This is a genomic window from Agrobacterium sp. a22-2 (assembly GCF_012276985.1).
Lineage (GTDB): Bacteria > Pseudomonadota > Alphaproteobacteria > Rhizobiales > Rhizobiaceae > Allorhizobium.
Genome location: NZ_JAAXMM010000018.1, coordinates 52274 through 77273 on the forward strand (window position 1 = coordinate 52274; position 25000 = coordinate 77273).

A 25000-nucleotide genomic window follows, 5' to 3' on the forward strand; every position below is an offset into this window, starting at 1 on the left:
AACAGCCAGACGCTGAAGGGCATGTCGTTCAGCTTGGCGCCGGGCGAAGTCCTGTGCCTGCTTGGCCGCAACGGCGCCGGCAAAACAACGACGCTGAAGGCGATCATGGGCCTGCTGAAAGCCAGGTCCGGCAGCATCACGCTCGATGGAAAAGAGCTGACCACCCTCAAGCCCCATGAAGTGCCGAAATGCGGCATCGGCTATGTGCCGCAGGGCCGGCGCCTGTTTTCCGAACTGACAGTGCGAGAAAACCTCGAGATCGGGCTGATGACCCGCAAGAGCGACCGTAAGATTCTGGAGGAATCCCTGGAGCTCTTTCCGCGGCTGCGCGAGCGAATGGACCAGGTGTCTGGAACGCTATCGGGCGGCGAGCAGCAGATGCTGGCAACGGCGCGAGCGCTCTGCATCGATCCCTCCGTCATCCTGCTGGACGAACCGACAGAGGGCCTGATGCCCTCGATGATCTCGGCGATCCGTGACGTGGTGATCACGCTGCGCCAGCGCGGCAAGGCCATTCTTCTGGTCGAGCAGCGTGTCGAGGCCGTCCTGGCCCTGGCCGACCGCATCTGCCTTGTCGAAAACGGCAAGGTGCAGGCGACCCTGCCGGTTGAGACCCTGAAGGACGATCCCGATCTCCTGAAACGGTATGTCGGCGTCGGTTGAAGCGGCAACCCGCTGTCAGCAGAGCTTGCGCAACAGTTCGACCAGCATCATCCGCTCACCCGAGGTCAGCGGCGCCATCGTCTCTTCGCTGACCGCGATCGCCGTGTCGATATTGCGGTCGATCGCCGAAAGGCCTTCCTCGGTCAGCGACAGCACCAGCCGCCGGCCGTCCGTGGCATCCGCCATGGTCTTCATGAAGCCGCGCTTGACCAGCCGGTCCACCACGCCCTTGATGGTCGCGACATCCATCGCGGTTTCGCGGCCCAGCTGATTCTGCGAGGTCGGCTGGATTTCCTTCAGCTTGGTCAACGCTGCCCATTGGGTCGTGGTCAGCCGATCCCCCATCAGGCCGGCAAAGATCGACACATGCCGCTGGTTGGCCTGACGCAGGAAAAAGCCGATCTGTTGATCGACCCGGTAGTCCGAGGCGCTCGGCTTGTCGCTGTCCATGGGCGTATCGGAATCCTGGGTCAGGGCCATCTCTGTTTCCTGTTCGGCTTGGCCCGTCCCGGCCAATCACCGCATTCGGGTTTACCCGCACCGGCCCGTTTGTCAACGTGACGCTGACGACATCGGCCGCATCAATACCCTGGCCCTGCTTGACAGTTGCCCCATCCCGACGGATAGTCGTTTGCATACAAACGATAGGCCTTCAGCTCGCATGTCCAGCTTGGCCGACTTCGCCCGCAAGCCCTGATGCCGCGCCACGATCGCAAGCCAAGGGTATGACAGGAGGCTGCAGATGGTCAAACAGCATGTCGAAAGCGCCATCAACGGCAAGATCCGCTGTGATGCCTGTCCCGTCATGTGCTACATCGCCGATGGCCGGTCAGGGGCCTGCGACCGCTATGCCAATGTCGCCGGTGAACTGATCCGCGTCGATCCGCTGACGGTGATCGAAGCCACGCTCTCGGATGGCGGCAAGGTCGTTCCGTTCATGGCCGACAGCCAAGGCGAATGGGACGGCGACATCGTCCATTCCGCCCGGCATTTCGTGACCGCCGTCGGTGCCGGCACGACCTATCCCGACTACAAGCCCGCGCCCTTCATCGTCTCCCAGAAACAGGACGGCGTCGACATGGTGACCGTCGTCACCGAAGGCATTTTCAGCTATTGCGGCGCCAAGGTGAAGATCGATACCGACCGTTTCCTAGGCCCCGAATCGGCGGCCGTCCGGGTCGATGGCGAGCAGATCGGCCATGTGATGACGGGTGAATACGGCTCGCAGATGCTGTCGCTCGGCGGTGTCCATCATTTGACCGGTGGCTCCAAGAAGGAAGGCCGCGTCACCTGCGACGCGCTTTTGCAGCTCTGTAATCGGCAAGCCGTCGAGATGACGATCGACGGCGGGGCAAGCCTCATCGTCAAGGCCGGCACCGCGCCGATCATCAATGGTGTCGAGGAACAGCGCATGCGTGTCGGCTGCGGCTCGGCCACCATCGGCATGTTCGCCAAGCAATGGCTCGGCCATGTCGACGAAGTCGTCGTCGTCGACGACCATATCACCGGCGTGTTGTCCGAACACCAGGCTGGCAAGCTGCTCGATGTCCAGCCGACCGGCATCAAGATCAAGGGGCGCCGCTCGACGCCCGGCCGCTATTTCCAGGTCGCCGAACCCGGCACCGGCTGGGGCGGCACCAATATTTCCGATCCCCTGTCGATCATCGGCGATTTTGATCAAAAGACAGCTTATCCCGGCCTTCGTATGCTGATGGTCTCGACCACCGGCGAACAGTTCGGCTATTACGTGCTGGATGAAAATCTTGTTCCCATCCTGCAATCGACCCTGCCAGCCCCGCTGCAGCAATCGGTTGATATCATTGCCGAGAATTGCGAACCGGCGCTGGCCTCCGTGCTCTTCATGGGCGGTGCCGGCGGCAGCCTTCGTGCAGGCGTCACCACCAATCCGGTCCGCCTTACCCGTTCGGTCAAGGACGCGCTTACCCACGTCTCCTGCGGGGGTGCACCGGCCTATGTCTGGCCGGGTGGCGGCATCACCGTCATGGCGGATGTGATGGACATGCCCAGCAATTCCTTCGGCTACGTGCCGACCCCCGCCCTGGTCGCCCCCATCGAATTCACCATGCGGCTTGCCGATTATCAGGCGTTGGGCGGTCATATGGAGGCCATCGTGCCGATCGAAGAGGCGCTGGGCCTTGCCGAACGCAAGCTGGCGCCGGTCGCAGATCGCGCCTGGCCGACCGATGGCCGCAATTTCAGATGGGGCGCATGATGACGCGCGAGCCTTCATGACCGGCCCCACAGCCAGCTTTATCGACCATGACCCGAACGGCCGGCTGCATCTGCAGCACGGGCCGATCGATCTGATCATCGGCGTCGATGGCGCCATCTCGCTGGAGCTGGAAGCCTATTTCCGCGCCCATGCCTTCGCCCATGCCAACCGCCGTTTCCGCACCGTTCTGAATGAACTGGTGGCGGAACTGCCGCTGTTGAAGAGCCAGGCGCTCACCGGCTGCGCGATGCCGCAAGGGCAGATCGCCAAGCGCATGATGACCGCCGTTCTTCCCTTTGCGGACACGGCCTTCATCACGCCGATGGCAGCCGTAGCCGGAGCGGTGGCCGATGAAATCCTCGCCGCCATGCTGGCGAGCTTCGACGGCCAGGAACGGCCGCGGCGGATCTATGTCAACAATGGCGGCGACATCGCCCTGCATCTCGACGAGCAGGCGGACTTCCGCATCCGCATGGCGCGCGAAGACGGCGCGCATCTCGGCGATTTCGCGGTGGATGCCGCAAGCCCGACCCGCGGCATCGCCACCAGCGGCCGCGGCGGACGCAGCCTGTCGATGGGCATTGCCGATTCGGTGACGGTGCTGGCATCGAATGCTGCTGCCGCCGATGCGGCGGCGACGATCGTTGCCAATGCGGTCGATCTGCCCGGCCATGCCGCTGTTCAGCGCCTGCCGGCAAATCGGGTCATCGATAACAGCGATCTCGGCGCCCGGCTGGTGACCGTCGATTGCGGCGATCTGAGCGATGCCGAGGTTACCGCAGCACTCGACGCCGGCGGCGCCAAAGCGCAAGGGCTGATGGCGCAGGGACTGGTGCATCGCGCCGGGCTGTTCCTGAAAGCCCAGGGCCATCTGGTCACCGCCGATCTCGAAACCATTGCCATGCCGGCCCGCGCCGGCGCCCTTCTGGAGAGCAAACGTTATGCCTGAACCGAAGATCCGCAAATTCCTGACCACCGTCGAGGACATCTATCACGAAGGCGGCAAGCCGGTTGAAACGCCGCTCAAGCGCGGCGCCATCCTCGCCGTCATCGAGAATCCCTTCGCCGGCAGCTATCACGAAGAAATCGCCGGCTTCATGAAGGACCTGGAGCCGCTCGGCCTCATGATGGCCAACCGGCTGATCGAAGCGCTCGGCGGCGACAAGTCCGATATCCAGGGTTATGGCAAGGGCGCCATCGTCGGCCAGGCCGGCGAGCTGGAACATGGCGCGCTCTGGCATGTGCCGGGCGGCTATGCCATGCGCGAGGCGCTCGGCGATGCCAAGGCGATTGTACCCTCCACCAAGAAGGTCGGCGGTCCCGGCACGCGGCTCGACGTGCCCGTCACCCATATCAACGCCTCCTATGTGCGCAGCCATTTCGATGCCATGGAAGTCGGCATTCCGGATGCGCCGCGCGCCAACGAGATCGTCCTGGCCCTGGTCATGACCACCGGTGCCCGCGTTCATGCCCGCGTCGGCGGGTTGAAGGCGGACGATATCAAGGGCGAGGACGGCCTGCGGTGAAGGCGAAGATCCGCAAGCTCGCCACCTTCGTCGAAGAAGTCCACAGCGAGATGGGACGCCCCGTCTCGCCGCCGACCCGCAAGGCCGCCGCCGTCGCCGTCATCCGCAATCCCTTCGCCGGCACCTATGTCGAAGACCTGACGCTGCTGATGGAGATCGACGCAGAACTGGGCGATCTGCTCGGCCGCCGCTGCGTGGCCGCCCTGGGCATCGCGCCTGAGGCCGCGGAAAGCTATGGCAAGGCCGCCATGGTCGGCGAGAATGGCGAGTTGGAACATGCCGCCGCCTTGCTCCACCCCTGCATGGGCAAGCCACTGCGCGACGCTGTGCATCATGGCGCAGCACTGGTGCCCTCCTCGAAAAAGCGCGGTGGGCCCGGACAGGTGCTCGACATCCCGCTCGGCCATAAGGATGCAGCCTTCGTGCGCTCCCATTTCGACGGCATGGAAGTGACGCTCAACGATGCGCCGCGTGCCAACGAGATCATGGTCGCCGTGGTCGTCACCGATAGCGGCCGGCCGCTGGCTCGGGTCGGCGGGCTTAAAGCCTCCGAGATCGAAGGCAAGGACGGGCTGCGCTGACAGCAAACCCGTTGACAGGCCAAAACTTGCGCTCATAATCGTTCGTACACAAACAATAAAAACGGGAACCGCAGTGTCTGAGCAAAACGAGAATACGCCCGGAATCCAGTCGCAGGTTGCCGGTATCGACGTCGGCGGCACCTTTACCGATCTGGTGCTGTTCGACGCGACCCATGGGACGGTGCGCCTTGCCAAGGTTCCGACAACGCTCGACAATCAGGCGACCGGCGTTCTGAATGCACTCGACGCGGCGCAAGCCGATATCGCAGCCCTCGACCTGATCGTGCATGGCACCACCACGACGACCAATGCCGTTCTGGAACGCCATCTCTGCAAGACGGGCCTGATCACCACCATGGGCTTTCGCGATGTGCTGGAGCTTGGCCGCCGCACCCGGCCGCAGCCCTATGGCATGAAAGGCGAATTCAAGCCGATCATTCCCCGCGACCTGAGGCTCGAAATCCCCGAGCGCATGGATGCGAGCGGCAAAGTGCTGGTAACGCTCGACGAGGACGCTTTGCGCGGCGCGCTACAGGTCCTGATCGACAAGGACTGCGAGTCCCTGGTCATCCACTTCCTGCACGCCTATGCCAATCCCGCCCATGAGCTGCGGGCCGGCGAGATTGCCCGTGAGGTTTGGCCGAACGGCAATATCACGCTTGGCCATGCCCTTTTGTCGGAAAGCCGCGAATTCGAGCGTGGCGTGACCGCTGCCGTCAATGCCTCCATCCAGCCGCTGCTGCGCCGCTATGTCGAGCGGCTTGCCGATCAACTGGCCAGCCGCGGTTATCGCCACGACGTTCTCGTCATGAACGGCAATGGCGGCATGGTCTCGGCCCGCCATGTGGCGAATGAAGCCGCCAAGACGGTAATGTCCGGCCCGGCCTCCGGCGTCATGGCGGCCGCCTATACCGGCCGGCGCGCCGGCATGCCGGATCTCATCACCTATGACATGGGCGGCACCTCCACCGACGTGGCGCTGATCCGCAATGCCGAACCCGCCGTCTCCAACGAGATCGAGGTGGAATATGCCATGCCGATCCATGTGCCGATGGTCGATGTGCGCACGGTGGGCGCAGGCGGCGGCTCGATTGCACGGATCACCGCAGCCGGGCTTCTGCAGGTTGGCCCCGAGAGCGCCGGCGCCTCGCCCGGCCCGATCTGCTACGGCCGCGGCGGAACCCGGCCGACCATCTCGGATGCCAACCTGCTGCTCGGCCGCCTCGATCCGGGCCGGTTGAATTCCGTTCCGGGCGGCATGTCGCTTGACCACGTCAAAGGCATTTTCGAACGAGATCTCGGCGCGCCGCTCGGCCTCGATGCAACGGCTGCGGCAGCCGCTGTCATCCATGTCGCCAATGCCCGCATGGCCGATGCCGTGCGCATGGTCTCCGTCAGCCTCGGTGAAGACCCGCGCGACTTCGCGCTCTTTGCCTTCGGCGGCGCCGGTCCACTGCATGCAACGGCGATCGCCCGCGAACTGGGCATTCCCAAGGTGCTGGCGCCATCTCGCCCCGGCATCACCAATGCGCTCGGCTGCGTCGTCGCGGATCTGCGCCACGATTTCGTCAATACGGTCAATCGCCCGCTCTCCGTGGTCGATATCGATGCGGTGCATGCCCTCTTTGCCCGCCAGTCGGAGGAAGGCCGCCGGCTGATCGACAAGGAAGCCGTCGCTATCCGCGAGATCCGCGAGATCTGTTCGGTCGACATGCAGTTCATCGGCCAGACTCACCTGCTGCGTGTTCCCCTGCCCGGACCGATGCCAACCCTCGACGAACTTCAGACACGCTTCGAAGAGGCCTATTTCCAGCGCTTCCATGTCGAACTGCCGGAGATTCGCGCCAGCCTGGTCAATGTCAACACCTCGGTCATAGGCCGTCGCGCAGAGATCGATCTGTCGCTGCTGATCGATCCGACTGGACGTAAGCAGACGCTAACCGAAGCCCAGACCGGCAACCGCTCCGTCTGGTTCGACGCCTGGCATGACACGCCAATCTACTGGCGCGATTTCCTGCCGCTGGACGCGGTAATCCAGGGCCCGGCCATCGTCGAGCAGATGGACACCACCATCCTTATCGAACCCGGCGACAGTGCCGCCCAAGATCGCGACGGCAATATCATCATCACCATCGGAGGCCGCCTGTGAGCATCGATCCGATCACACTCTCCGTCATCCAGTCCGGCCTGCAGCAGGTCTGCGACGAGATGGACCTGACCTTTTCGCGCGCCGCCTTCTCGCCGGTGATTGCCGAGGCCAATGACCGCTCCGACGGCATCTATTCCGCCGTCGATGGTTCGCTGATCGCGCAGGGGCTGACCGGCCTGCCGGTTTTTGTCGGCACGATGCAATATTCCACCCGCACGCTGATCGAGATGATCGCCGCCGGCAAGGCCGCCGAACCGAAACCGGGCGATATCTACATCGTCAACGACCCCTATCTCGGCGGCACCCATCTGATGGATGTGCGCTTCGCCATGCCCGTCTATCGCGATGGCAAGATCTTCTGCTGGCTGTCCAATACCGGCCATTGGCCCGATACCGGCGGCGCCGTTCCGGGCGGCTTTTCGGCCTCGGCCACCTCGGTCGAGCAGGAAGGCCTGCGCCTGCCGCCGGTTCGCCTCTTCAAGCAGGGCAGGCTCGACACCGAAATCTACGCCATTATCTGCTCCAACATCCGCGTCTCGGAGCAGCGCATCGGCGACGTGAAGGCGCAGGCCGCGGCCCTGCTGGTCGGCGAACAGCGCCTAGCCCGCATTCTCGACCGCTACGGCGACGACACCGTGACGGAGGCGATCGCCGAACTGCGGGTGCGCGCCGCCGAGCAGATGCGGGCCAATATCAGGCTCATCCCGGATGGGACCTATCACTCGACCGCCTATGTCGACAGCGACGGCGTGGTCAACGAGCCGCTGGAGATCCGCCTCGCCATCACGGCCACGAACGGCGAACTCGACTTCGACTTCACCGGCTCGTCCAGGCCCTGCATCGGCCCGATGAACTCCGTGCTGGCAACGACACTGTCGTCCGTCTATCTCGCCATGCGCCACATCTTCCCCGATGTGCCGATCAGCGCCGGCGCTTTTGAGCCCCTGAAGGTCAAGCGGCCGGAGGGCACTTTCCTCGATGCGCGATATCCCCGACCCGTCTCGGGCTGCGCTGCTGAAGTGAGCCAACGCATCGCCGAAGCGGTGTTTGCCGCCCTGGTCGAAGCCCTGCCGGATCGCGTCACTGCGTCGCCGGCCGGCAGTTCCGGCAATTTTGCACTCGGCGGCCACGATCCGGAACGCAATCGCGGCTATGTCATGTACCAGATCTCCGGTGGCGGCTATGGCGGCAACGCCGATCACGACGGACTGGCCAATGGCTGCTCGACGATCGGCATTTCCAAGGCGCCGCCGGTCGAGATCATGGAGCAGCAGTTCCCGGTTCTCTACCATCGTTATGCGCTGCGCGAAGGGTCCGGCGGTGCCGGCCACCATCGCGGCGGCTTCGGCCTCGACTACGAAATCGAACTGCGGCGCGGCGATGCCACCGCGAGCTTCGTCATGGACCACGGCCGCTTCGGCCCGCCCGGCGCTCTGGGTGGCAAGGATGGTCAGCCCAACACCGTGACCGTCTGGCGCGACGGCATTCCGATGACACCGGAACATCTGTCGAAGGCGCAGGATATCCCCCTGAAGCCTGGCGATCGGGTGCGCGTGCGGACACCCGGAGGCGGTGGTTATGGCGATCCGCTGACCCGCGATCCACAGGCCGTGGCTGAAGACGTGCGCCTGGGCCGCTATACCGTGAAGGATGCCAACACCTTGTTCGGCGTAGAATTGGACCAAGCCGGAATGCCGGACATGCCTGCAACCGAAAGGCTGCGCATTCGGTAAAACGGGTCGGATCTTGTCACGACGGCCGGTTTGCGAAGTCGCCAGCAACAGTATGCAGGCGCTGCGGCAATCTGCTATGCCATGAGAGGTTTCCCCTCAGCCCTTGCGAGCACCAATGCGACGACCGACGATCCAGGACCTTGCCAAGGCGGCCAATGTCAGCGTCGCCACGGTGGATCGCATCCTGAGCGGACGCGCCAAAGTCAGGCAAGAAACCATGCAGGCCGTGCAGGAAGCAGCGACCCGTATCAATTTCTACGGTGCCAATGCCATTCGCCATCGCGTGCTGGCCGATGTGCCCGAATATCATCTTGGTTTCATCCTGCAGAAGGAGCGACACCACTTCTATCAGGGCTTCGCCAGCATGATCGAAGAAAAGGCCGCCGCCCAGACCAACCGCCGGATCCGGGTGACCGTCCGGTTTGCCAAAAGCACCGTGCCGCAGGACCTGGCCGAGCTTTTCAACGGCATGTCCGGCAGGGTCCAGGCGGTCGCGGCCACCGGACTGGATCATCCGAGCGTCAGCAACGCCGTGGCGGCGCTAAAGGGCCGTGGTATCCCGACATTCTCGCTGTTGTCGGATTTCGCTCCGGGCATCCGCGAAAGCTATATCGGCACCAATAACCTGCGGGTCGGTCGAACAGTCGGATGGCTGATGGCAAATATTGCCAAACGCCCCGGCAAGATCGGGGTCTTCATCGGCGGACATCGATTCCATGGCCACGAATTGCGGGAAACGGGCGTTCGCAGCTATTTCCGGGAATATGCGCCCGAATTCGAATTGCTCAACTCCCAGGCCAACCTCGAGACACGGCAACTAACCTATGAGGCGACCTCGGAGCTGCTGGAACGCCACCCTGACCTCGCTGGTCTTTATGTCGCCGGCGGCGGCATGGAAGGCGCCATCGCCGCGGTCAGGGAGCAGCGCGCACCCGGGGATCTTGTCCTGATCGTCAACGAGTTGACGCCGGAATCCCAGCAGGCCCTTCAGGATCGCGTGGTATCCGCGGTGATGGCCACGCCCTTGCCGCAGCTGTGCGACGATCTGTTGTCGCTGATGATCCATACGATCGATAATGGAATGGCGGAAACACCGGGACAGCGCTTTCTTCCTATTCAGATCTACACGCCCGAGAGTTTCTGAAATGATGGATTTCCATCATTCATAAGATGCATTTCCATCAGCAATGAAATTCTTTGCGACGGTCTTCGATTGACCCTTAACGGTTTTCCGTGAAATCTGCCGGCCAAGGCGCTGCGGAGGAGCACGCGTCGTTCGACACGATCAATGGCTGTTTGCGGTCCGCATCGCACGATGCGGCAGGCGATCCGTTGCGCGCTTCTGTCGGCCTGCTCCCCCGCAAGACCACCGAATGCAGATTAGACGGAGACCGCCATGCGCATTGCCCTCGACCCCCACATGCACCGATTCACCAGTCTCGAGGAATTGCCGCGCAAGGTGCGCGAGCTTGGCTATGATTGGATCGAGCTCAGCCCGCGCGGCGATTTCCTCGAATGGTTCAAGGCGCCGCGGGTCTTTCCCGATCGTATTCGATCGTTCAAGCAGGCGCTCGCCGCCGAGAACGTGAAGATCGCCTCGCTGCTGCCGATGTATCGCTGGGCTTCCAATGACGAGACCGAGCGCCAGGCCGCGGTCAAGCATTGGAAACGCGCCATCGAGATCGCCGTCGAGTTGGAGGTGGATACGATGAATTCCGAGTTCGGCCGCGGCCCCCATCCCGACAAGGGCTCCTGCTACTGCTGCCACACTGGCTCGATGATCGAGGCCTGTGAGGATGCCTGGTGGCGCTCGATGGAAGAGCTTGTGCCGATCTTCGAGCGCGAGGGCATCCAGCTCAATGTCGAGCCGCACCCGGAAGACTGGTGTGAGACGCTGCAGCCGGCGCTCGACATCATCCGCACCGTCAATTCGAAGAACGTCAAGTTCCTCTACTGCGCGCCGCACACCTTCTATTTCGGCGACGACACCAAGGCCATGCTGCGCGAGGCGAAGGACGTTCTGGCCCATGTGCATGTCGGCGATACCTTCAATCACAAGGCCTCGTCCGGCCTTCGCTACATCGTCAACCCGCCGGGCTCAGCCGCCCGCGTGCACCAGCATCTCAACATTGGCCAAGGCGAAGTGCCCTGGGACGACTTCTTCGGCACGCTCGCCGAGATCGGCTTCGACGGCATCATGACCTCCTGCGTGTTCGCCTGGGAGGACAGGGCCGACGAGTCGAGCCGGTTCATGCGGACCGAAATGCAGAAATACATCGACAGACACTGGAAGTGAGGGTTTAGACGTGACGTTAAGAATTGGAGTTATCGGCACCGGCGCCATTGGTCGCGACCATGCGCGGCGAATCAACAAAGTTTTGCAGGGCGGTCGTATCGTCGCGCTATCGGACGTCAATATCGCCTCTTGCGAGGCTGTAAAAAATGATATCGCGCCCGATGCACAGATCTTCACAACCGGCGAGGAGCTGATCGCCAGTCCTGACGTCGACGCCGTGCTGGTCACGTCCTGGGGCGCCACCCACGAGCAATATGTGCTGGCCGCCATTGCAGCCGGAAAGCCGTGTTTCTGCGAGAAGCCGCTGGCAACCACGGCGGAAGGGGCACGGCGGATCGTCGATGCCGAGGTTGCCTTCGGACGCCGGCTCGTCCAGGTCGGCTTCATGCGCCGCTACGATGCCGGCTATCTTGCGCTGAAAAAGATCGTGGACTCCCAGATCGGAGCACCGTTGATGGTTCATGCGGCCCACCGCAATCCGGCCGTTCCCGAACAGTATGTGACGCCGATGGCGATCCACGACACGCTGATCCACGAAATCGACGTGCTGCGCTGGCTTCTCGACGACGACTATGTCTCCGCGCAGGTGGTTTTCCCCCGCGTAAGCAGCCATAGCCACGCCAAGCTGCGCGATCCGCAGATCGTGCTGCTGGAAACGAAGAAGGGCGTGCGCATCGATGTCGAAGTCTTCGTCAACTGCCGCTACGGTTACGATATCCAGTGCCAGGTCGTCGGCGAGGAAGGCCTTGCCAACCTGCCGGAACCATTGTCGGTGGTCATGCGCAAGGACGCCAGCCTGCAGAACGCCATCCTCACCGACTGGAAGGATCGCTTCATCGCCTCCTACGATGTCGAACTGCAGGACTTCATCCTCGCCGCAGCCAAAGGCACCGCCTCCGGCCCCTCGTCCTGGGACGGCTATGTCGCGGCAATCACCTCGGATGCCTGCGTCGCAGCCCAGGAAACCGGCGCCATCGTGCCGATCGCCCTTCCGCCACGTCCCATTCTTTATTGACAGGTACTCCCATGCGTTTTGCCCTCAACCACATCGTCGCACCGCGCCTGACGCTGGCATCGTTCTTCGACCTCGCCGGACAACTCGGCATGAGCGAGGTGGAAATCCGCAACGATATTCCCGACATCGTCGGCACAATGGAACCGGAAGCGGTCAAGGCTGCGGCCGAAGACAGCGGCCTCACCATCATCTCGATCAATGCGCTGTATCCGTTCAATGTCTGGTCGGGTGATCTGCCCGAGCGGGCAAGGTCGATGGCCGATTATGCCGCCCGCTGCGGCGCCCGCGCCCTGGTCATGTGCCCGCTGAACGATGGCCGTGCAGTGGCTGACAACGATTTAGTCGAGGCGCTCAGACAGATGAAGCCGATCCTCGAAGACCGCGGCCTGACCGGCCTCGTCGAGCCACTTGGTTTTCCGGTCTCCTCGCTTCGCCTGAAGGCAAAAGCGATCGAGGCGATCAAGGCCGCCGATGGCGAGACGACCTACAAGCTCGTCCACGACACCTTCCACCATCATCTGGCCGGGGAAACCGCGTTCTTTCCTGAATGGACCGGGCTGGTTCACATCTCCGGCGTGGCCGATCCAGACGTCCGTGTCGAGGACATGCTCGACGCACACCGCATTCTGATCGACGGAAAGGACCGGCTCGAAAATATCGCCCAGATCCGGAAGCTGCTGTCTGCCGGCTTTGACGGCCCGTACTCTTTCGAACCCTTTGCAGAAAGCGTCCACGCTCTTTCAGCGCCAAAAGCCGCCCTTGAAGAGAGCCTTGCCTGGGTCAGGCAGGCGATCAGTTAGGCTCAGTGGCCCCTTCGGTCAGGTGCCGGGTGACCGATTTCTTGATGTCGCTGACATTGGACAGCAACAATCGGATCGCCTTGGCATCGACATCGGTCATCAGGTCGCGCAGCCAGGATTCATGCGCGGCGGCCATGGCGGAGAAATGCTCCTGGCCGCGCGGCGTCAGTTTGGCAACGGTCACCCGGCGGTCGCCATCCGGCGTTTCGCGCACGATCAAGCCGTCGGCTTCCAGCCGCTCGACCAGGCCCGTGACATTGCCATTGGTCACCATGGTACGTTTGGAAAGCTCGCCGAGCCGCAGTCCGTCGCGCTCGCGATAAAGCTGTGCCAGGATATCGAACTGCGGCAGGGTGGCACCGAATTCGGACCGCAACCGGCGGCGGATTTCCTGCGAGACGAGTTTGGTGGTCGACAGCATGCGAAGCCAAAGCCGCAGCTCGAGCTTCTCGCCCTCCTTCACGTCCTGAACGATGAATTCCAGATCGACGGCTTCGTTCCCTGCATGCATGCCAATAGCGCCCAAGCTTGGTTTTGATCGGTCCAGAGTCCATCTATGGGGCAATAGTTGAAATGTCAAAGGTCTTGGGCACTGCAATCAGCCCGCGAGCATCTTTGCCAACAGGAATCCGGAGCCGGCCCCCGTTCCAGCCCCCGGCCAGGTCGATGCGCCGCACATGTAGAGCGAGCCGACCGGTGTTTTATAGCGTGAATAGCCGGCAATGGGCCGGAACAGGAAGTTCTGATCGAGATGGTGCGAGCCCGACAGGCTGTCGCCACCGATCAGATTCGCATTCTCCCGCTCGAGGTCGAGCGGGGAATACACGCGCCGCGCGAGAATCTTGGTGGCGAGACCCGGGGCATATCGCTCGATGATCGCCAGCACGCGATCGGCATAGGCCTCTTTCGCCGCATCCCAGTCGGTGGCGGAAATCGTACCCAGCGCATCTCCGCGGATTTCGCCCGGCAGCACCCGCACCTGCACCCAAAGCACATGCTTGCCCTCTGGTGCCCGCGACGGATCGATCGCCGTCGGCTGGCCGACGACCAGGGCCGGTTCGGCCGGCAGCAGGCCACCCATGGCTTCGGCGTAAACACGGCTCATCATCTGCATGTCGGGCGCGATATGCACATAGGCAAAATCCTTGAGCGCCGATCCGGCCGTCCAGTCCGGCAGGCTGTCCATCGCCAGATGGATCATCATGGCCCCAGGTCCCGGCCGGAAGGCGGCGGCCTTGCGCTCGAAATCGGCCCGCTCAGGTGCGGTCGGCACGAGTTTGCCGAACAGAAGAGTCGGATTGATGTTGGCGATGACCGCCTTTTTCGCCGTGATGCGGCAGCCATCGGCCAGCAGCACGCCCGTCGCACGGCCGCCCTCCATCTCGACACTTGCCACCGGCGCGCCAAGCATCAGCGTACCGCCCTTCTGCTCCAGAGCGGTCGTCATCGCCTTGATGATCGTGTCGGCACCACCCTGGCCGATCACCATGCCGAACGCCTGGTTGGCCATGGATTCCAGATAGGGAAACAGGGCGCCGCCGGCGACATCGGGGGCGAAATCCAGATGCAGCCCCCAGGCCGCCATCATCGCCTTCAGCCTGTCGTTTTCGAAATGTGCATCGAGGAACCCGCGCGGTGTGGCCATCAGCAGGCGGATGGTGCGGTAAAGCCATTCGGTGCCGTTGGCGCGCCAGGCCTTCCACAACACCTTCAGGGCAGCGACGGACGGCATGGGCGAGCCGAGCAGCCCGAAGATATGCGGCGCATCGACGCCAAACCGCTGCAGCATGGCGCGCCAGGCATCGGCATCGGCCGGCGACAGCGCGTGGATCTCGGCCACCGTCTTCTCTAGATCGGTGCTGACGCCCAGAGACGTGCCGTCGGGAAAGACGCTGGAAAAACAGTGGGGCGCCGGCACCAGGCCGAGACCGGCCTCGATCAGGTCCTGCTTGTAGGTGGCGAAAAAGGCGGAGCCGGCGAACATCGACAGGTTCATGGCGGCCAGGTCGTGGCGAAAGCCCGGCAGCGTCAGTTCTGCCGTCTTGACCGCCCCGCCCGGCGCATCCTTCGCCTCCACCACGGCGACCGACCAGCCCTTGGCAGCGAGATGAACGGCGGCCGCAAGGCCATTATGGCCGGCACCGATGATCACTGCATCATATGTACGCATGCGCCCCGCTCCCCAATCTCATTCTCGTTCCCAATTTATCCTTATATGCATACATTTCCGCCGATCGATCTCAAGCACCTTTTCGCAATTTCATTGAAGCATGAAATATTTTTCGCTTTCTGCCATGTGTGTTGGCGCTGTTTTCCGACTAAGGCCTTGCAGAATCGAGACAATTCAACGCCAATTTCGGCCCGTCCCAGCAGGACCCAAATACTTGCAATCTCATATTTTCTCTCATAGGCTCACCTCATCCGCCCGCGTCAACACGGCTTGGCTGCCCAGTGCCGATGCCATGCGCGACCAGAATGCGGGCCGAAAAAGGGGAACTCCACCATGACCGCAAATGCCATTCTTTCCACGCTTGCTTCCGGTCTGTTGACCGGTTCCGTCAAGGTCGTCGACCTGACCGCGCCGCTCGGCCCGGATACCCCTGTTCTTTACCTGCCGCCGCAGTTCGGCAAGAACACCCCGAGCGTCACGGTCCACAAGATCTCGCAATATGATCAGGATGGTCCGTTCTGGGCCTGGAACTGGATCGAGCTTGGCGAGCATACCGGCACGCATTTCGATGCTCCCTGTCACTGGATCACCGGCAAGGACAATCCGAACAATACAACGGACACCATTCCGCCGCAGAACTTCGTCGCTCCGGTCAATGTCATCGACCGTTCCAAGGAAGCCGCGGCCGATCCGGACTACCTGCTGACGGTCGACAGCATCAAGGAATGGGAAGCCGAGCACGGCGAGATCGAGGCCGGCACCTGGGTGCTGATGCGCACCGACTGGTACAAGCGCAACGGCTCGACCGAGACCTTCCTGAATGCCGACGAGAACGGCCCGCATTCGCCGGGACCGACTGCCGAAGCCATCGAATATCTGCTGTCCAAGGGCATCATCGGCTGGGGCCAGGAAACCATTGGCACGGATGCCGGTTCGGCCGGCGGCATGAACCCGCCCTTCCCGGCCCATAACCTGATGCACAAGAACAACAAATATGGCCTCGCCAGCCTCAGCAATCTCGACCAGCTGCCGCCCAAGGGCGCCGTTTTGATCGCCGCCCCGCTGAAATTCGTCAAGGGAACCGGCTCGCCGGTGCGCGCGCTGGCCCTGATTGCCTGAGCCGAGCCAGACGCCCGGACATTTCGCTGTCCGGGCTCCTCTTTCCAATAAGACGATCCGGTGCCGCCATGAGTGACTTCGACTACATCATCGTCGGCAGCGGCATCAACGGGCTGGTTGCCGCCGCCATGCTCGGCAAGAAGGGCAAGAGAGTGCTGGTGCTGGAGCGCAATGCCCGCATCGGCGGCTGCCTGGCGACGGCCGAGATTACCGAACCGGGCTTTATCCATGACATCATGGCGACGACCATGGTGCTGTTTCTCACCTCGCCGGCCTATGGCGTGCTCGGCAAGGATCTCGAAGCGCGCGGTCTGGAATTCGCCCATGCGGACCTGCCGACCGGTGTTTTGCGTCCCGACGGCTCCCATGTCATTTATTCCAAGGACCGCCAGCGCAACATCGCCACCTTCGAAATGCTGGCCAAGGGCGACGGCCAGACCTTCGACCGCGAGATGAACGCATTTGGCGCCGATGCCGGCTTCGTCTTCGCGCTGCTCGGCGGCAACCTCTGGTCGACCACGACGCTGAAGACGGTTGCCCGCGAAGCCTGGAAACGCGGGTTGCGGGGGCTGGCCGCATGGTTCGGCGAAGCCCTGGTGCCAGCGCGCGCCTATCTTGAGACCACCTACGCGTCAGAAGACATCCACGCCCTCTGGGCACCATGGGCCCTGCATTGTGGCCTTGGACCGGAGAGCAGCTATTCGGCGGAGATGACCAAGGTCATTGCCTTTGCCGTTGAACTGGCCGGCTGCCCGGTTGCCAAGGGCGGCGTGCAAACGCTGCTGACGGCCTTCGAACGGCTGATCGCCGATCAGGGCGGGCAGATCCGCACAAGTGCCGATGTCGACCGCCTGCTGCCCGGCCCTGGCAATGGGGCGGGCGGCGTCGCGCTGGCCGACGGCACCGAGATCCGGGCCCGATCGGGCATCATCGCCTCCGTGACGCCGAACCAGCTCTATGGCCGCCTGCTGCGGCAATGGCCGGTAAAGCAGCCGGACGGCATCACCGACGACCTGCGCCGCTTCCGCTACGGCAAGGGCAATATGCAGATCCATTATGCGCTGGATGCTCCGCCGCAATGGAAATCCGGAGGCGAACTCGGCCAGGTGGCCCTGCTTCACCTGACGCCGGGGCTCGACGGCGTCTCGCGCGCCTCCAACGAGGCTGAACGCGGCATGCTGCCGGCCGTGCCGACCATCTGCGTCGGCCAGCCGACCGCCTTGGATCCCAGCCGCGCTCCGGCGGGCAAGGCCATTCTCTGGCTGCAGCTTCCCGAAACGCCGAGGCATATCAAGGGCGATGCCGCGTGCGAACTGCAAACGCCTGCCGACGGGCGCTGGACCGAGGCCCTGCGGGAAGCCTATGCCGACCGCATCGAGGCAATCCTCGAGCGCCATATCGATGGCTTCAAGACCAATGTCCTGTCACGCAAAGCCTATTCGCCGGCCGATCTCGAAGCGATGAACATGAACCTGGTCGGCGGCGATCCCTATGGCGGCTTCTGTGGGCTCGATCAGTTTTTCCTCTGGCGTCCGTTCAAATCGGCGGTTAACCACAGGACTCATGTTGCAGGCCTCTACCATATCGGCGCCTCCACCCATCCGGGGCCCGGCCTTGGCGGAGGATCCGGCTTCCTGCTCGCATCGACATTGAAATAATCTTGGAGTGGATCCGCCGATGGACGAACGTTTCTCGGGAACGGTATTGCGTGAAAACCACGAGGAATACGATCACATGCCGACGCTCGGCGAAATCGGCCTCAACAATTTCGCGCCCTATCTGATGAACCGCGTCATGGCCCGCTGGAACGCCAACATGGCGGAAGAGCTGAAGCGTGTCGACATCACCACCGCCAAGATGCGGGCCCTGGCCGTCCTCAGCATCACGCCATCGGCGACCATCAACGAATTGTCGGTCTTTGCCGTCATCGAACAATCCACCATGAGCCGCACGCTGGATTCGCTCGAGGAGCAGGGCTATATCCGCCGCCAGCCGCGCCTGGAGGACATGCGGGTGCGCGATGTCAGCATCACCGAGGAAGGCCGTACCGCCTTCGACCAGATGTGGCCGGTCCTGTATGATTCCCTGCTGCAGATGTTCAGCGGCATAGACGAGGACGAATATCGATCCTTCCTCGCCACGCTGCAGAAGATCCTGCGCAATATCCGCAAGAACGACATCTGACGGCCGGGCGGTTGGCTAGCCGCCAACGGAGATGGTGCGATAAGCGCGCCCGAAATAGACGAGGGCTTCGCTGGCCTCACCCGGATTGACCTTCAGCACATTGCAGAACAGCACCGTATGGGTGCCGATCTCCTGCACCGACTGCAAGCTGCATTCGAAGGATACCAGGGCATCCACCAGCACCGGCGCATCATGCATCCCCGGCGACCACGATCCGCCAGCGAACCGCTCCTCCATCGGGATCTTGGCGCCGAATTGCCGCGACAGCGCTTCGTGATGCGGCGTAAGCGTGTTGATGCAGAGGTGCCGGCTGTCGAGAATGGCAGCCAGGCTTGACGTCTTCTGGTTCACACAGACCAGCAGGGTCGGCGGCGTATCCGTCACGCTGCAGACGGCCGAGGCGGTGAAGCCCGACCGGCCGTCCGGTCCCACGGTCGTGACCACATGGACGGCCGCGGCAAGCGACGCCATGCCGTTGCGGAAATCGAACTGGGTGACGGGATCGATCATCGATTTCGACATCTGGTCCATGTGCTAGACCCGAAGCCCAGCGCGCTTCAGAGGCGGCAGCACCCGATCGCAGAAGAATGGCAATTCGTAGGTGTAGTTTGCAAAGGTCAGCGCAATGCCGGAATAGCCGGCCTCAGAAATCGCCACCATCTGCTCGACGATTTTCTCCGGCGTTCCGACCAGCGGAAAACTGCCGGCGCCACCGGCAAAACGCTTGCGATAACGGTTATAGGCATCCGCGTCATGGGACTGCGAAAACTCCTTCTTGCCGGCCATATGCGCATCGACGGCGTCGTTGTCGGCCATAGTCACGGCATAGCGCTCGTAATAGTCCTCCGCCTCCTGCTGCGTATCGCGGCAGACCACATGGCAGACCGTATAGGCACCGACATCGCGGCCCGCCTTTTGCGATCGGTCTCGGATATCGGCGACATGCTGCCCGGCCTCCGACAACTCGGTAAAGGTCGTGAACAGGTAATCGCAGTTGACCGCTGCAAAATCCCGGCCCGGCCCGCCAAAGGCCGCATTCATGGTCACCGGGCGTGGCGACTGCAGGCTGGCCGGGCGGCTGACGACACCCTTGAGCTTGTAATAGCGCCCGTCGAAATCGAAAGGCGCCTCGGACGAATAGGCCTGCTGGATGACATCCAGCCATTCGTGCGCCTGGTCATAGCCCTTTTCCGCGAGCGGAATACCGAACATCGCGAATTCCTTCGGGTTCCAGCCGCAGACGATGTTGAGGCCGGCCCGACCATGGCTGATATGATCGACCGTCGCCAGGGCCTTGGCGGCATAAAGCGGATGCACGATCGGCACATGCACGGTCATGAAAAGGCCGATGCGCTGCGTCACCGCCGCCAGCGCTGCCGCCCAGGTGAAGGTCTCGAACGACCATTCGCGCACCCGGTTCTTGCCGCCGAAGCCCGACCAACGGGCAATCGGCAGGAAGAAATCAAGTCCGGCCCGGTCGGCGATCTGGACCGCGTTGAGATTGTCGTCCCAGCTGGCGCGCCAGCGCTCGGGAACATCGGTAATCGCCAGCCCCCCATCGGCATTGGCGGAGAAGACGCCGAGCATGAGTTTGTTGTCGCCCTTCAACGGATGCATCACAGTCATTGGTTCCCTCATTCTTGTCTGGTGTTCTTTTTCGATCGCCGCGACTTTGCCGCCTGGCCTTGCTCGATCTGCCTGTCCCGCGCCGCGAGATATGCGGCTTCGGCTGCAAACATGAAGGCCATCATCCGGTCCTGTGCCAGCAGCGGATCGCGGGCCCGGAACGCTTCAAACAGGCCGCCGAGCGTCGCAATATAATCGCCGCGCGTCTCGGTATCGGCGAAGGTCTCAATGCGCAGCCCCTGGAAATAATCGATGAAACGGGAAATCGTCGCCGCCATGTGCGGATTGCGAACAGCAGCGATCCATGCGCTGCGGAAGGCGACATTGCCGCGGATCATCAGGGCGATGTCGTCGCGCTCGTTGCCCTGGCGAATGGCATTCATGGCCGCCAGCAGGTCTGCCTCGGCCTGCGGCGTCAGATCGCGCGCCGCCGCGGCCGCGGCCCGCGGCTCCAACTGGCGACGCAGCTCGAAAAGCCCGACGATATCGTCGCGCGACAGGACCGGCACCATGAAGCCGCGCGTCGACCCGACGAGATAACCCTCCGCCACTAGCCGCAACAGCGCTTCACGCGCCGGCATGCGCGACGTGCCGTAGATCTCGGCAATTTCGGTATCGACCAGCCGGTCGTCAGGGCCGATTTCGCTAAGCTGCAGTTTCAGCCGCAGATCGGCATAGACGGATTCGACAAGGCTGAGATTGCGAACATTCATGGTGAACCTCCGCATAAAATCGTATACGGAAAATCCGTTATTTCAAGCTTATAATTTCATGAAACAGCGCGAAATGCGTAATTTTTCGGATATGTTAGACTTGCAATAAGATAACAGTATACGATTATCGAGCATGTAGTGGCGAAACGCGCCCATGGGCGACCAAGTGCCGAAAATCGTCAATGGCCTGTTGCGGCGCCCGGGCGCAATGCGGGCCGCCGCTCGGCTCGATGCCGTTCAGCTTGTGCAGGCGTACCTGCATTTCCGCCGCCTTGAGAGCCACGGCGGCGCAATTGACCACCGGCGCATGACCAATGCGAAGGCCGAACTCGCCGCCGACCAGAAGACCCGGAAGCACGCCGGCCGGAACGATCACGTCGGCACCCGCCGCCACCATCGGCTCGGCGCAGGCGCGAAAGGCATCGAACATGCGGGTCCTGGCATCCAGATCGCCGGCAAAGCAGGCGCTGAAATCCGAGGGATCGGCATTGAGACCGGCAATGTGCGACACCCGACCGCCAAGGCCATAGAGATCGGCCTGTTCGTGATGCAGCCCCTTGAACACGTCGTCGAGCGTGACCAGTCCGATCCGACGGCCCATCTGTGCGGCATAGTGCAGGGTCGCCTCGCCGGTGCCGATCACCGGAATGCCGACAGCCGATTTCAGCTCGTAAAGACCAGGGTCCTGGAAATGGCCCATGACCACGGCATCGAAGCCCATCGCCTGCGCTTCCAGCCCATTGTCGATCGCCAGGATAGCGCAGCGGAATTCCGATAGCCGGCAGAAGGCCCGGTCCGGCGGGCTGATGCCATGCACCTCGACCACCGTGCCCGGCTCGGCAATCTCGTTGAGATAGGCCGTCAGCTTGGCCATGTAGGCCGCACTTGCCGTGGAATCGATAAAGCTCTGCCAGAAGATGCGCATGTCGGTTCTTTCAAGCTGATATAACGAAAGGAGCGTGGGTTTATGCGGTTTGCACGAGCGCCAGAACCCGCAGCGGACTGCCCGATCCATGCAGGACCTTGAGCGGGGCGGCAACGATGACAGCGCCGGTCGGCGGCAGGCGGTCGAGCTCCCGCAAGCATTGCAGGCCATAGCGGCCGGCGCCATGGAGAAAATGATGGGCCGGATAAGGTGGATGAAAATGCCCGCCTTGGCCGGCATCCGTGCCGATCGTCTCCGTGCCGAACCCCAGGATGTCGCGCTCGCTCACCAGCCATTCCATGACATCGGCATCAGGGCCGGGCGTATGGGCACCATCGTCCCGCAGACCGGCATAGGCCGCGCCGCTCTTCTTCGACCAGTCCGTGCGCATCAAGACCCAGGAGCGTGCCTGAATGCGGCCGTTGATCGCCTCCCAGGCGAGTACCGTCTCGCGCGTCAGCAGGTAATCGGCATCGATCGCCGCCTCCGCAGAACAATCGATCACGCAAGCGGGCGCGATCAGATCTGCCTCAGGCAGCGTATCGACGGTGTTGCGCGGCAGATCCCGGCCCGTATACCAGTGGATCGGTGCGTCGAAATGCGTGCCCGTATGCTCGCCGAAGCTCAGATTGTTCCAGTACCAGGCCGGGCCGGCGCCGTCATAATGGGATATGCGCTCGATGCGGACCGGTGCCGATTGCCCCAGTTCCGGCGGTATAATGATGACGGGGAAATCCGGTGACAGCGTCTGTGTGAGGTCGATGATGCGGATGGCGCCGGACGAGAGCGCTGCGGCGAAATGGGCAAGTGCGGACATGACTGGGGACCCCTCTTTAAAGATGCCGGCGGCCCTTACGCCTGGCCGGCCCGTTCGCGCTCGACGGCCTTCGGATTGGCAAGCAGTCGCGCATGCAGATCCTTGGCGACATCGCCGACATAGACCTCTTCCAAACCCCTTTTCAGCCCGTCGATCACCGCATCGGCGACCGCTTTTGGCGCGACCTTCGGCGCGGGCAGGGCCTGGAACCATTCGGTCTCGGTAGGTCCACTCAGCACGTTCAGCAAGCGCACCCCGCCGGCGCCCAGTTCACTTCGAAGGGAATGGGACAACGACAGGGCGGCTGCCTGTGCTGCCGAATAGGCACCGAGCCCGGGCGCCGCGGCTTCACCGAAGATCGAGAGGATATTGACCCAGGCCGCCGCCCCTGCCTCGCCATCGGCCCCGCGGGCCCGCAGGATCGGCGCGAAAGCCTGGGACAGCCGCAGCGTTCCGAACACCAGCCGCTCCATCGCATCACGTGCCGGGTTCAGTGCGGCCGCGTCCAGAATGCTGCCGGGACGGATAAAGTCGGTATTGTTGATCAGGATCTCGACCTTGGCGCCGTAGTCGGCCGCCAGGTCCCGCGCCGATGTCTCATCCGTCACGTCGAGCGGCACGCATGTGACGCCGCCGAGTGCCTCGAAAGCACCGCGTTCGGCAAAGGGTTTCCACGGCTCCGACAGACCGATGAAAATCTCCGCAGCACCTGCCGCCTTGAGGCCTTTGGCGAGCGGCAGCGCGAACGGGCTGCGCCCATCGACGATCAGCACCCGGCGATGTTTCGGATCGGCGGCCAATTCCCGTCCCTGTCGATCGTCCGTCATGGATGGGGCTCCTTGCAGCGGTGAGGAAAAGAAGACGGCCTGTCCAGCCTTGTCCAATTGCAGCGACACACGCACCGCTGCATGCTCAAGGCAGTCCGTATGCAGATGCGACAGGACCACCGGCCCGCAATCGAGCTTCACCAGCCCGATCCGCCACGGCGCCCGTTCGCGGAAATACGTATCCGATGGGACGAGGACAGTGGTCTCGGACACCAGCACACCGGTATCCGGGGCATCCTTCAGGGGCAGGGCCGCCGACAGGCAATGCGGGCAGGCCTCGCGCGCCGGATAGGCATAGTGTCCGCAGACCTCGCAGCATTGCAGCGCAAAACGGCCTTCTGCCGCCGCCCGCGTCAGGTCATGCGACCTGCGGCTGCGGGCCGCCGGCGGCAGAACCACCTGCCGCGTGCGAAGAAGCGGGTTCTTGCGTTTGTGCTTGGACAAAGGCTCGCTCATGCGCCCTCTCCCGCCAGGATCACGGCGCCGGATGCCAGACCGCGATCATAATTGATCATGCCGAAGCCGGACGCCAGCGCCAGCCGGGCACCCGTTACCTGCGTCGGTCCGGCCAATCCCATCACCTGTCGCATGGCCTCGATCATGCCAAGATGGCCGCCGGCCGCCCCTGCCTGGCCGACCGACAATTGCCCGCCGGAGGTGTTGTGGGGAAACGAGCCGCCGATGGTCAGGTCGTGCTGCCGCACGAAGTCCGGGCCCTCGCCCTTTGCACAGAAACCCAGATCCTCGAACTGCATCATCGAGATCACCGGATAGTCGTCATAGGTCTGCACCACGTCGATTGCCGCCGGACGGATGCCGGCCATGGTATAGAGTTCATCGATATCGACAACCCAGCCGCCACGATCCTGCACCGTATCCTGCGCAAACACATGATGCCGTTCGATGGTGGAGAGAATGCGCGCAAAGGGCAGATCGAGGGCGCGGGCATTGTCCTCGTGCATGACGAGAAAGGCCTCCGCCCCGGCGCAGGGCATGACGCAATCGAACAGATGAATGGGCTCGGCAATCGGCCGCGCTGCCATATACTGCTCCAGCGTCAGCGGCTTCTTCATCAGGGCATTCGGGTTCTTCAGCGCATTGTCGCGCTGCGCCACGGCGATCCGGCCGAAATCCTCGCGACGGGCGCCGTATTTCTGCATGTAATGGCGCGCGATCAGCGCGAAGCTGGCATTCGGCCCACCGCTGCCATAGGGATAGACCGCATCCTGCGAGAAGCGTGAAAAATTGGCAAGCGACTGGCGAAACGAATCGACCGAGTTGGTATCGGCGCCGATGCAGGCGACGATCTCGGCATCGCCCGACTGCACCGCACGCGCCGCACGGCGCAGCGACACGACGGCAGACACACCGCCCAGCGGCACATAGTCGAGGAAGCGCGGCGACAGACCGAAATGCTGGGTCAGGCCGATCGCCGTATCGGGCGTGGTGGAAAAACTTGCCACCGACAGGCCATCGAAGGACGTGTGGCTGATGCCGGCGCCCTCCGCCAGGGCGGCAAGTGCCCGGCCGATCCACCACTGCGTGCTCTCGATCGAATAGCGCGCATAGGGAACGGTGACCGGCACCGCCATCACGATGCCATCATAGGATTGTCGCCGCTTT

General features: G+C 63.0%; 24 protein-coding genes. 14 read left to right on the forward strand and 10 right to left on the reverse strand.

All coding sequences use genetic code 11. From position 1 onward, the window contains the following. Nucleotides 1-21: 21 nt before the first annotated feature. Nucleotides 22-663 carry an ABC transporter ATP-binding protein gene (locus tag HFC70_RS23175; protein WP_246735929.1) on the forward strand — a complete coding sequence of 214 codons (642 nt, stop codon included), beginning with the start codon at nt 22-24 and terminating at the stop codon, nt 661-663. 15 nt (nt 664-678) lie between these two features. Here the strand turns inward: HFC70_RS23175 and HFC70_RS23180 are convergent, their stop codons facing one another. Further along, the gene (locus tag HFC70_RS23180) at nt 679-1143 is read right to left on the reverse strand and encodes a MarR family winged helix-turn-helix transcriptional regulator (RefSeq protein WP_168475673.1); all 465 of its coding nucleotides are present in this window, start codon (nt 1141-1143) and stop codon (nt 679-681) included. Nucleotides 1144-1405: 262 nt separating this feature from the next. On the opposite strand from HFC70_RS23180, the gene HFC70_RS23185 reads away from it, so the two are divergent. The 10 genes from HFC70_RS23185 to HFC70_RS23230 all read left to right on the forward strand — a co-directional run bounded on the left by HFC70_RS23185 (nt 1406) and on the right by HFC70_RS23230 (nt 12996). Then, the gene (locus tag HFC70_RS23185; RefSeq protein WP_168475674.1) at nt 1406-2896 is read left to right on the forward strand and encodes a 6-hydroxynicotinate reductase; all 1491 of its coding nucleotides are present in this window, start codon (nt 1406-1408) and stop codon (nt 2894-2896) included. Between the two features lie 16 nt (nt 2897-2912). Next, nucleotides 2913-3845, forward strand: coding sequence for a UPF0280 family protein (locus tag HFC70_RS23190; RefSeq protein WP_168475675.1), 933 nt, complete (start codon nt 2913-2915; stop codon nt 3843-3845). Continuing rightward, nucleotides 3838-4422 (forward strand): amino acid synthesis family protein, encoded by a 585-nt coding sequence (locus tag HFC70_RS23195; RefSeq protein ID WP_168475676.1) that lies wholly within the window; start codon nt 3838-3840, stop codon nt 4420-4422. Before HFC70_RS23190 ends, HFC70_RS23195 begins: the two co-directional genes overlap by 8 nt. After that, nucleotides 4419-5003: an amino acid synthesis family protein gene (locus HFC70_RS23200; RefSeq protein ID WP_168475677.1), complete on the forward strand. Its 585-nt coding sequence runs from the start codon at nt 4419-4421 to the stop codon at nt 5001-5003. Before HFC70_RS23195 ends, HFC70_RS23200 begins: the two co-directional genes overlap by 4 nt. Nucleotides 5004-5076: 73 nt before the next feature. Continuing rightward, nucleotides 5077-7152, forward strand: coding sequence for a hydantoinase/oxoprolinase family protein (locus tag HFC70_RS23205; RefSeq protein ID WP_168475678.1), 2076 nt, complete (start codon nt 5077-5079; stop codon nt 7150-7152). Further along, nucleotides 7149-8885, forward strand: coding sequence for a hydantoinase B/oxoprolinase family protein (locus HFC70_RS23210; RefSeq protein ID WP_168475679.1), 1737 nt, complete (start codon nt 7149-7151; stop codon nt 8883-8885). Before HFC70_RS23205 ends, HFC70_RS23210 begins: the two co-directional genes overlap by 4 nt. A 115-nt stretch (nt 8886-9000) precedes the next feature. After that, a complete protein-coding gene (locus HFC70_RS23215) occupies nt 9001-10029 on the forward strand; it encodes a LacI family DNA-binding transcriptional regulator (RefSeq protein ID WP_168475680.1) in 1029 nt (342 codons plus the stop codon). Between the two features lie 252 nt (nt 10030-10281). Next, nucleotides 10282-11181, forward strand: coding sequence for a sugar phosphate isomerase/epimerase family protein (locus HFC70_RS23220; RefSeq protein WP_168475681.1), 900 nt, complete (start codon nt 10282-10284; stop codon nt 11179-11181). A 10-nt stretch (nt 11182-11191) separates the two neighbouring features. Further along, nucleotides 11192-12196 carry a Gfo/Idh/MocA family protein gene (locus HFC70_RS23225; protein WP_168475682.1) on the forward strand — a complete coding sequence of 335 codons (1005 nt, stop codon included), beginning with the start codon at nt 11192-11194 and terminating at the stop codon, nt 12194-12196. Nucleotides 12197-12207: 11 nt separating this feature from the next. Continuing rightward, a complete protein-coding gene (locus HFC70_RS23230) occupies nt 12208-12996 on the forward strand; it encodes a TIM barrel protein (protein ID WP_168475683.1) in 789 nt (262 codons plus the stop codon). Here the strand turns inward: HFC70_RS23230 and HFC70_RS23235 are convergent. Both HFC70_RS23235 and HFC70_RS23240 read right to left on the reverse strand, forming a co-directional pair. Beyond that, nucleotides 12989-13507 (reverse strand): MarR family winged helix-turn-helix transcriptional regulator, encoded by a 519-nt coding sequence (locus HFC70_RS23235; protein ID WP_168475684.1) that lies wholly within the window; start codon nt 13505-13507, stop codon nt 12989-12991. The genes HFC70_RS23230 and HFC70_RS23235 overlap by 8 nt on opposite strands. Nucleotides 13508-13594: 87 nt before the next feature. Beyond that, nucleotides 13595-15166 (reverse strand): NAD(P)/FAD-dependent oxidoreductase, encoded by a 1572-nt coding sequence (locus HFC70_RS23240; RefSeq protein ID WP_168475685.1) that lies wholly within the window; start codon nt 15164-15166, stop codon nt 13595-13597. A gap of 333 nt (nt 15167-15499) precedes the next feature. Between HFC70_RS23240 and HFC70_RS23245 the strand changes: the two genes are divergently transcribed. The 3 genes from HFC70_RS23245 to HFC70_RS23255 all read left to right on the forward strand — a co-directional run bounded on the left by HFC70_RS23245 (nt 15500) and on the right by HFC70_RS23255 (nt 18469). Further along, on the forward strand, nt 15500-16285 hold the full coding sequence (locus HFC70_RS23245) for a cyclase family protein (protein WP_168475686.1): 786 nt from the start codon (nt 15500-15502) through the stop codon (nt 16283-16285). Between the two features lie 68 nt (nt 16286-16353). Beyond that, nucleotides 16354-17943 carry an NAD(P)/FAD-dependent oxidoreductase gene (locus HFC70_RS23250; protein WP_168475687.1) on the forward strand — a complete coding sequence of 530 codons (1590 nt, stop codon included), beginning with the start codon at nt 16354-16356 and terminating at the stop codon, nt 17941-17943. Between the two features lie 19 nt (nt 17944-17962). Continuing rightward, nucleotides 17963-18469 (forward strand): MarR family winged helix-turn-helix transcriptional regulator, encoded by a 507-nt coding sequence (locus HFC70_RS23255; RefSeq protein WP_168475688.1) that lies wholly within the window; start codon nt 17963-17965, stop codon nt 18467-18469. Between the two features lie 15 nt (nt 18470-18484). Here HFC70_RS23255 and HFC70_RS23260 read toward each other — a convergent pair whose 3' ends face one another. The 7 genes from HFC70_RS23260 to HFC70_RS23290 all read right to left on the reverse strand — a co-directional run bounded on the left by HFC70_RS23260 (nt 18485) and on the right by HFC70_RS23290 (nt 24969). Continuing rightward, on the reverse strand, nt 18485-19000 hold the full coding sequence (locus HFC70_RS23260) for a flavin reductase (protein ID WP_168475689.1): 516 nt from the start codon (nt 18998-19000) through the stop codon (nt 18485-18487). 3 nt (nt 19001-19003) lie between these two features. Next, entirely contained in the window at nt 19004-20095 is a 1092-nt protein-coding gene (locus tag HFC70_RS23265) for an LLM class flavin-dependent oxidoreductase (protein WP_168475690.1), read from the reverse strand. Between the two features lie 8 nt (nt 20096-20103). Further along, nucleotides 20104-20808 carry a GntR family transcriptional regulator gene (locus HFC70_RS23270; RefSeq protein ID WP_168475691.1) on the reverse strand — a complete coding sequence of 235 codons (705 nt, stop codon included), beginning with the start codon at nt 20806-20808 and terminating at the stop codon, nt 20104-20106. A gap of 124 nt (nt 20809-20932) precedes the next feature. Beyond that, entirely contained in the window at nt 20933-21733 is an 801-nt protein-coding gene (locus tag HFC70_RS23275) for an aspartate/glutamate racemase family protein (RefSeq protein ID WP_168475692.1), read from the reverse strand. A 40-nt stretch (nt 21734-21773) separates the two neighbouring features. Next, entirely contained in the window at nt 21774-22550 is a 777-nt protein-coding gene (locus tag HFC70_RS23280) for a cyclase family protein (protein ID WP_168475693.1), read from the reverse strand. Nucleotides 22551-22585: 35 nt separating this feature from the next. After that, nucleotides 22586-23833, reverse strand: coding sequence for an SDR family NAD(P)-dependent oxidoreductase (locus tag HFC70_RS23285; RefSeq protein WP_168475694.1), 1248 nt, complete (start codon nt 23831-23833; stop codon nt 22586-22588). Then, the gene (locus HFC70_RS23290; protein ID WP_168475741.1) at nt 23830-24969 is read right to left on the reverse strand and encodes a thiolase family protein; all 1140 of its coding nucleotides are present in this window, start codon (nt 24967-24969) and stop codon (nt 23830-23832) included. The genes HFC70_RS23285 and HFC70_RS23290 overlap by 4 nt, the downstream gene beginning before the upstream one ends. Nucleotides 24970-25000: the final 31 nt, after the last annotated feature.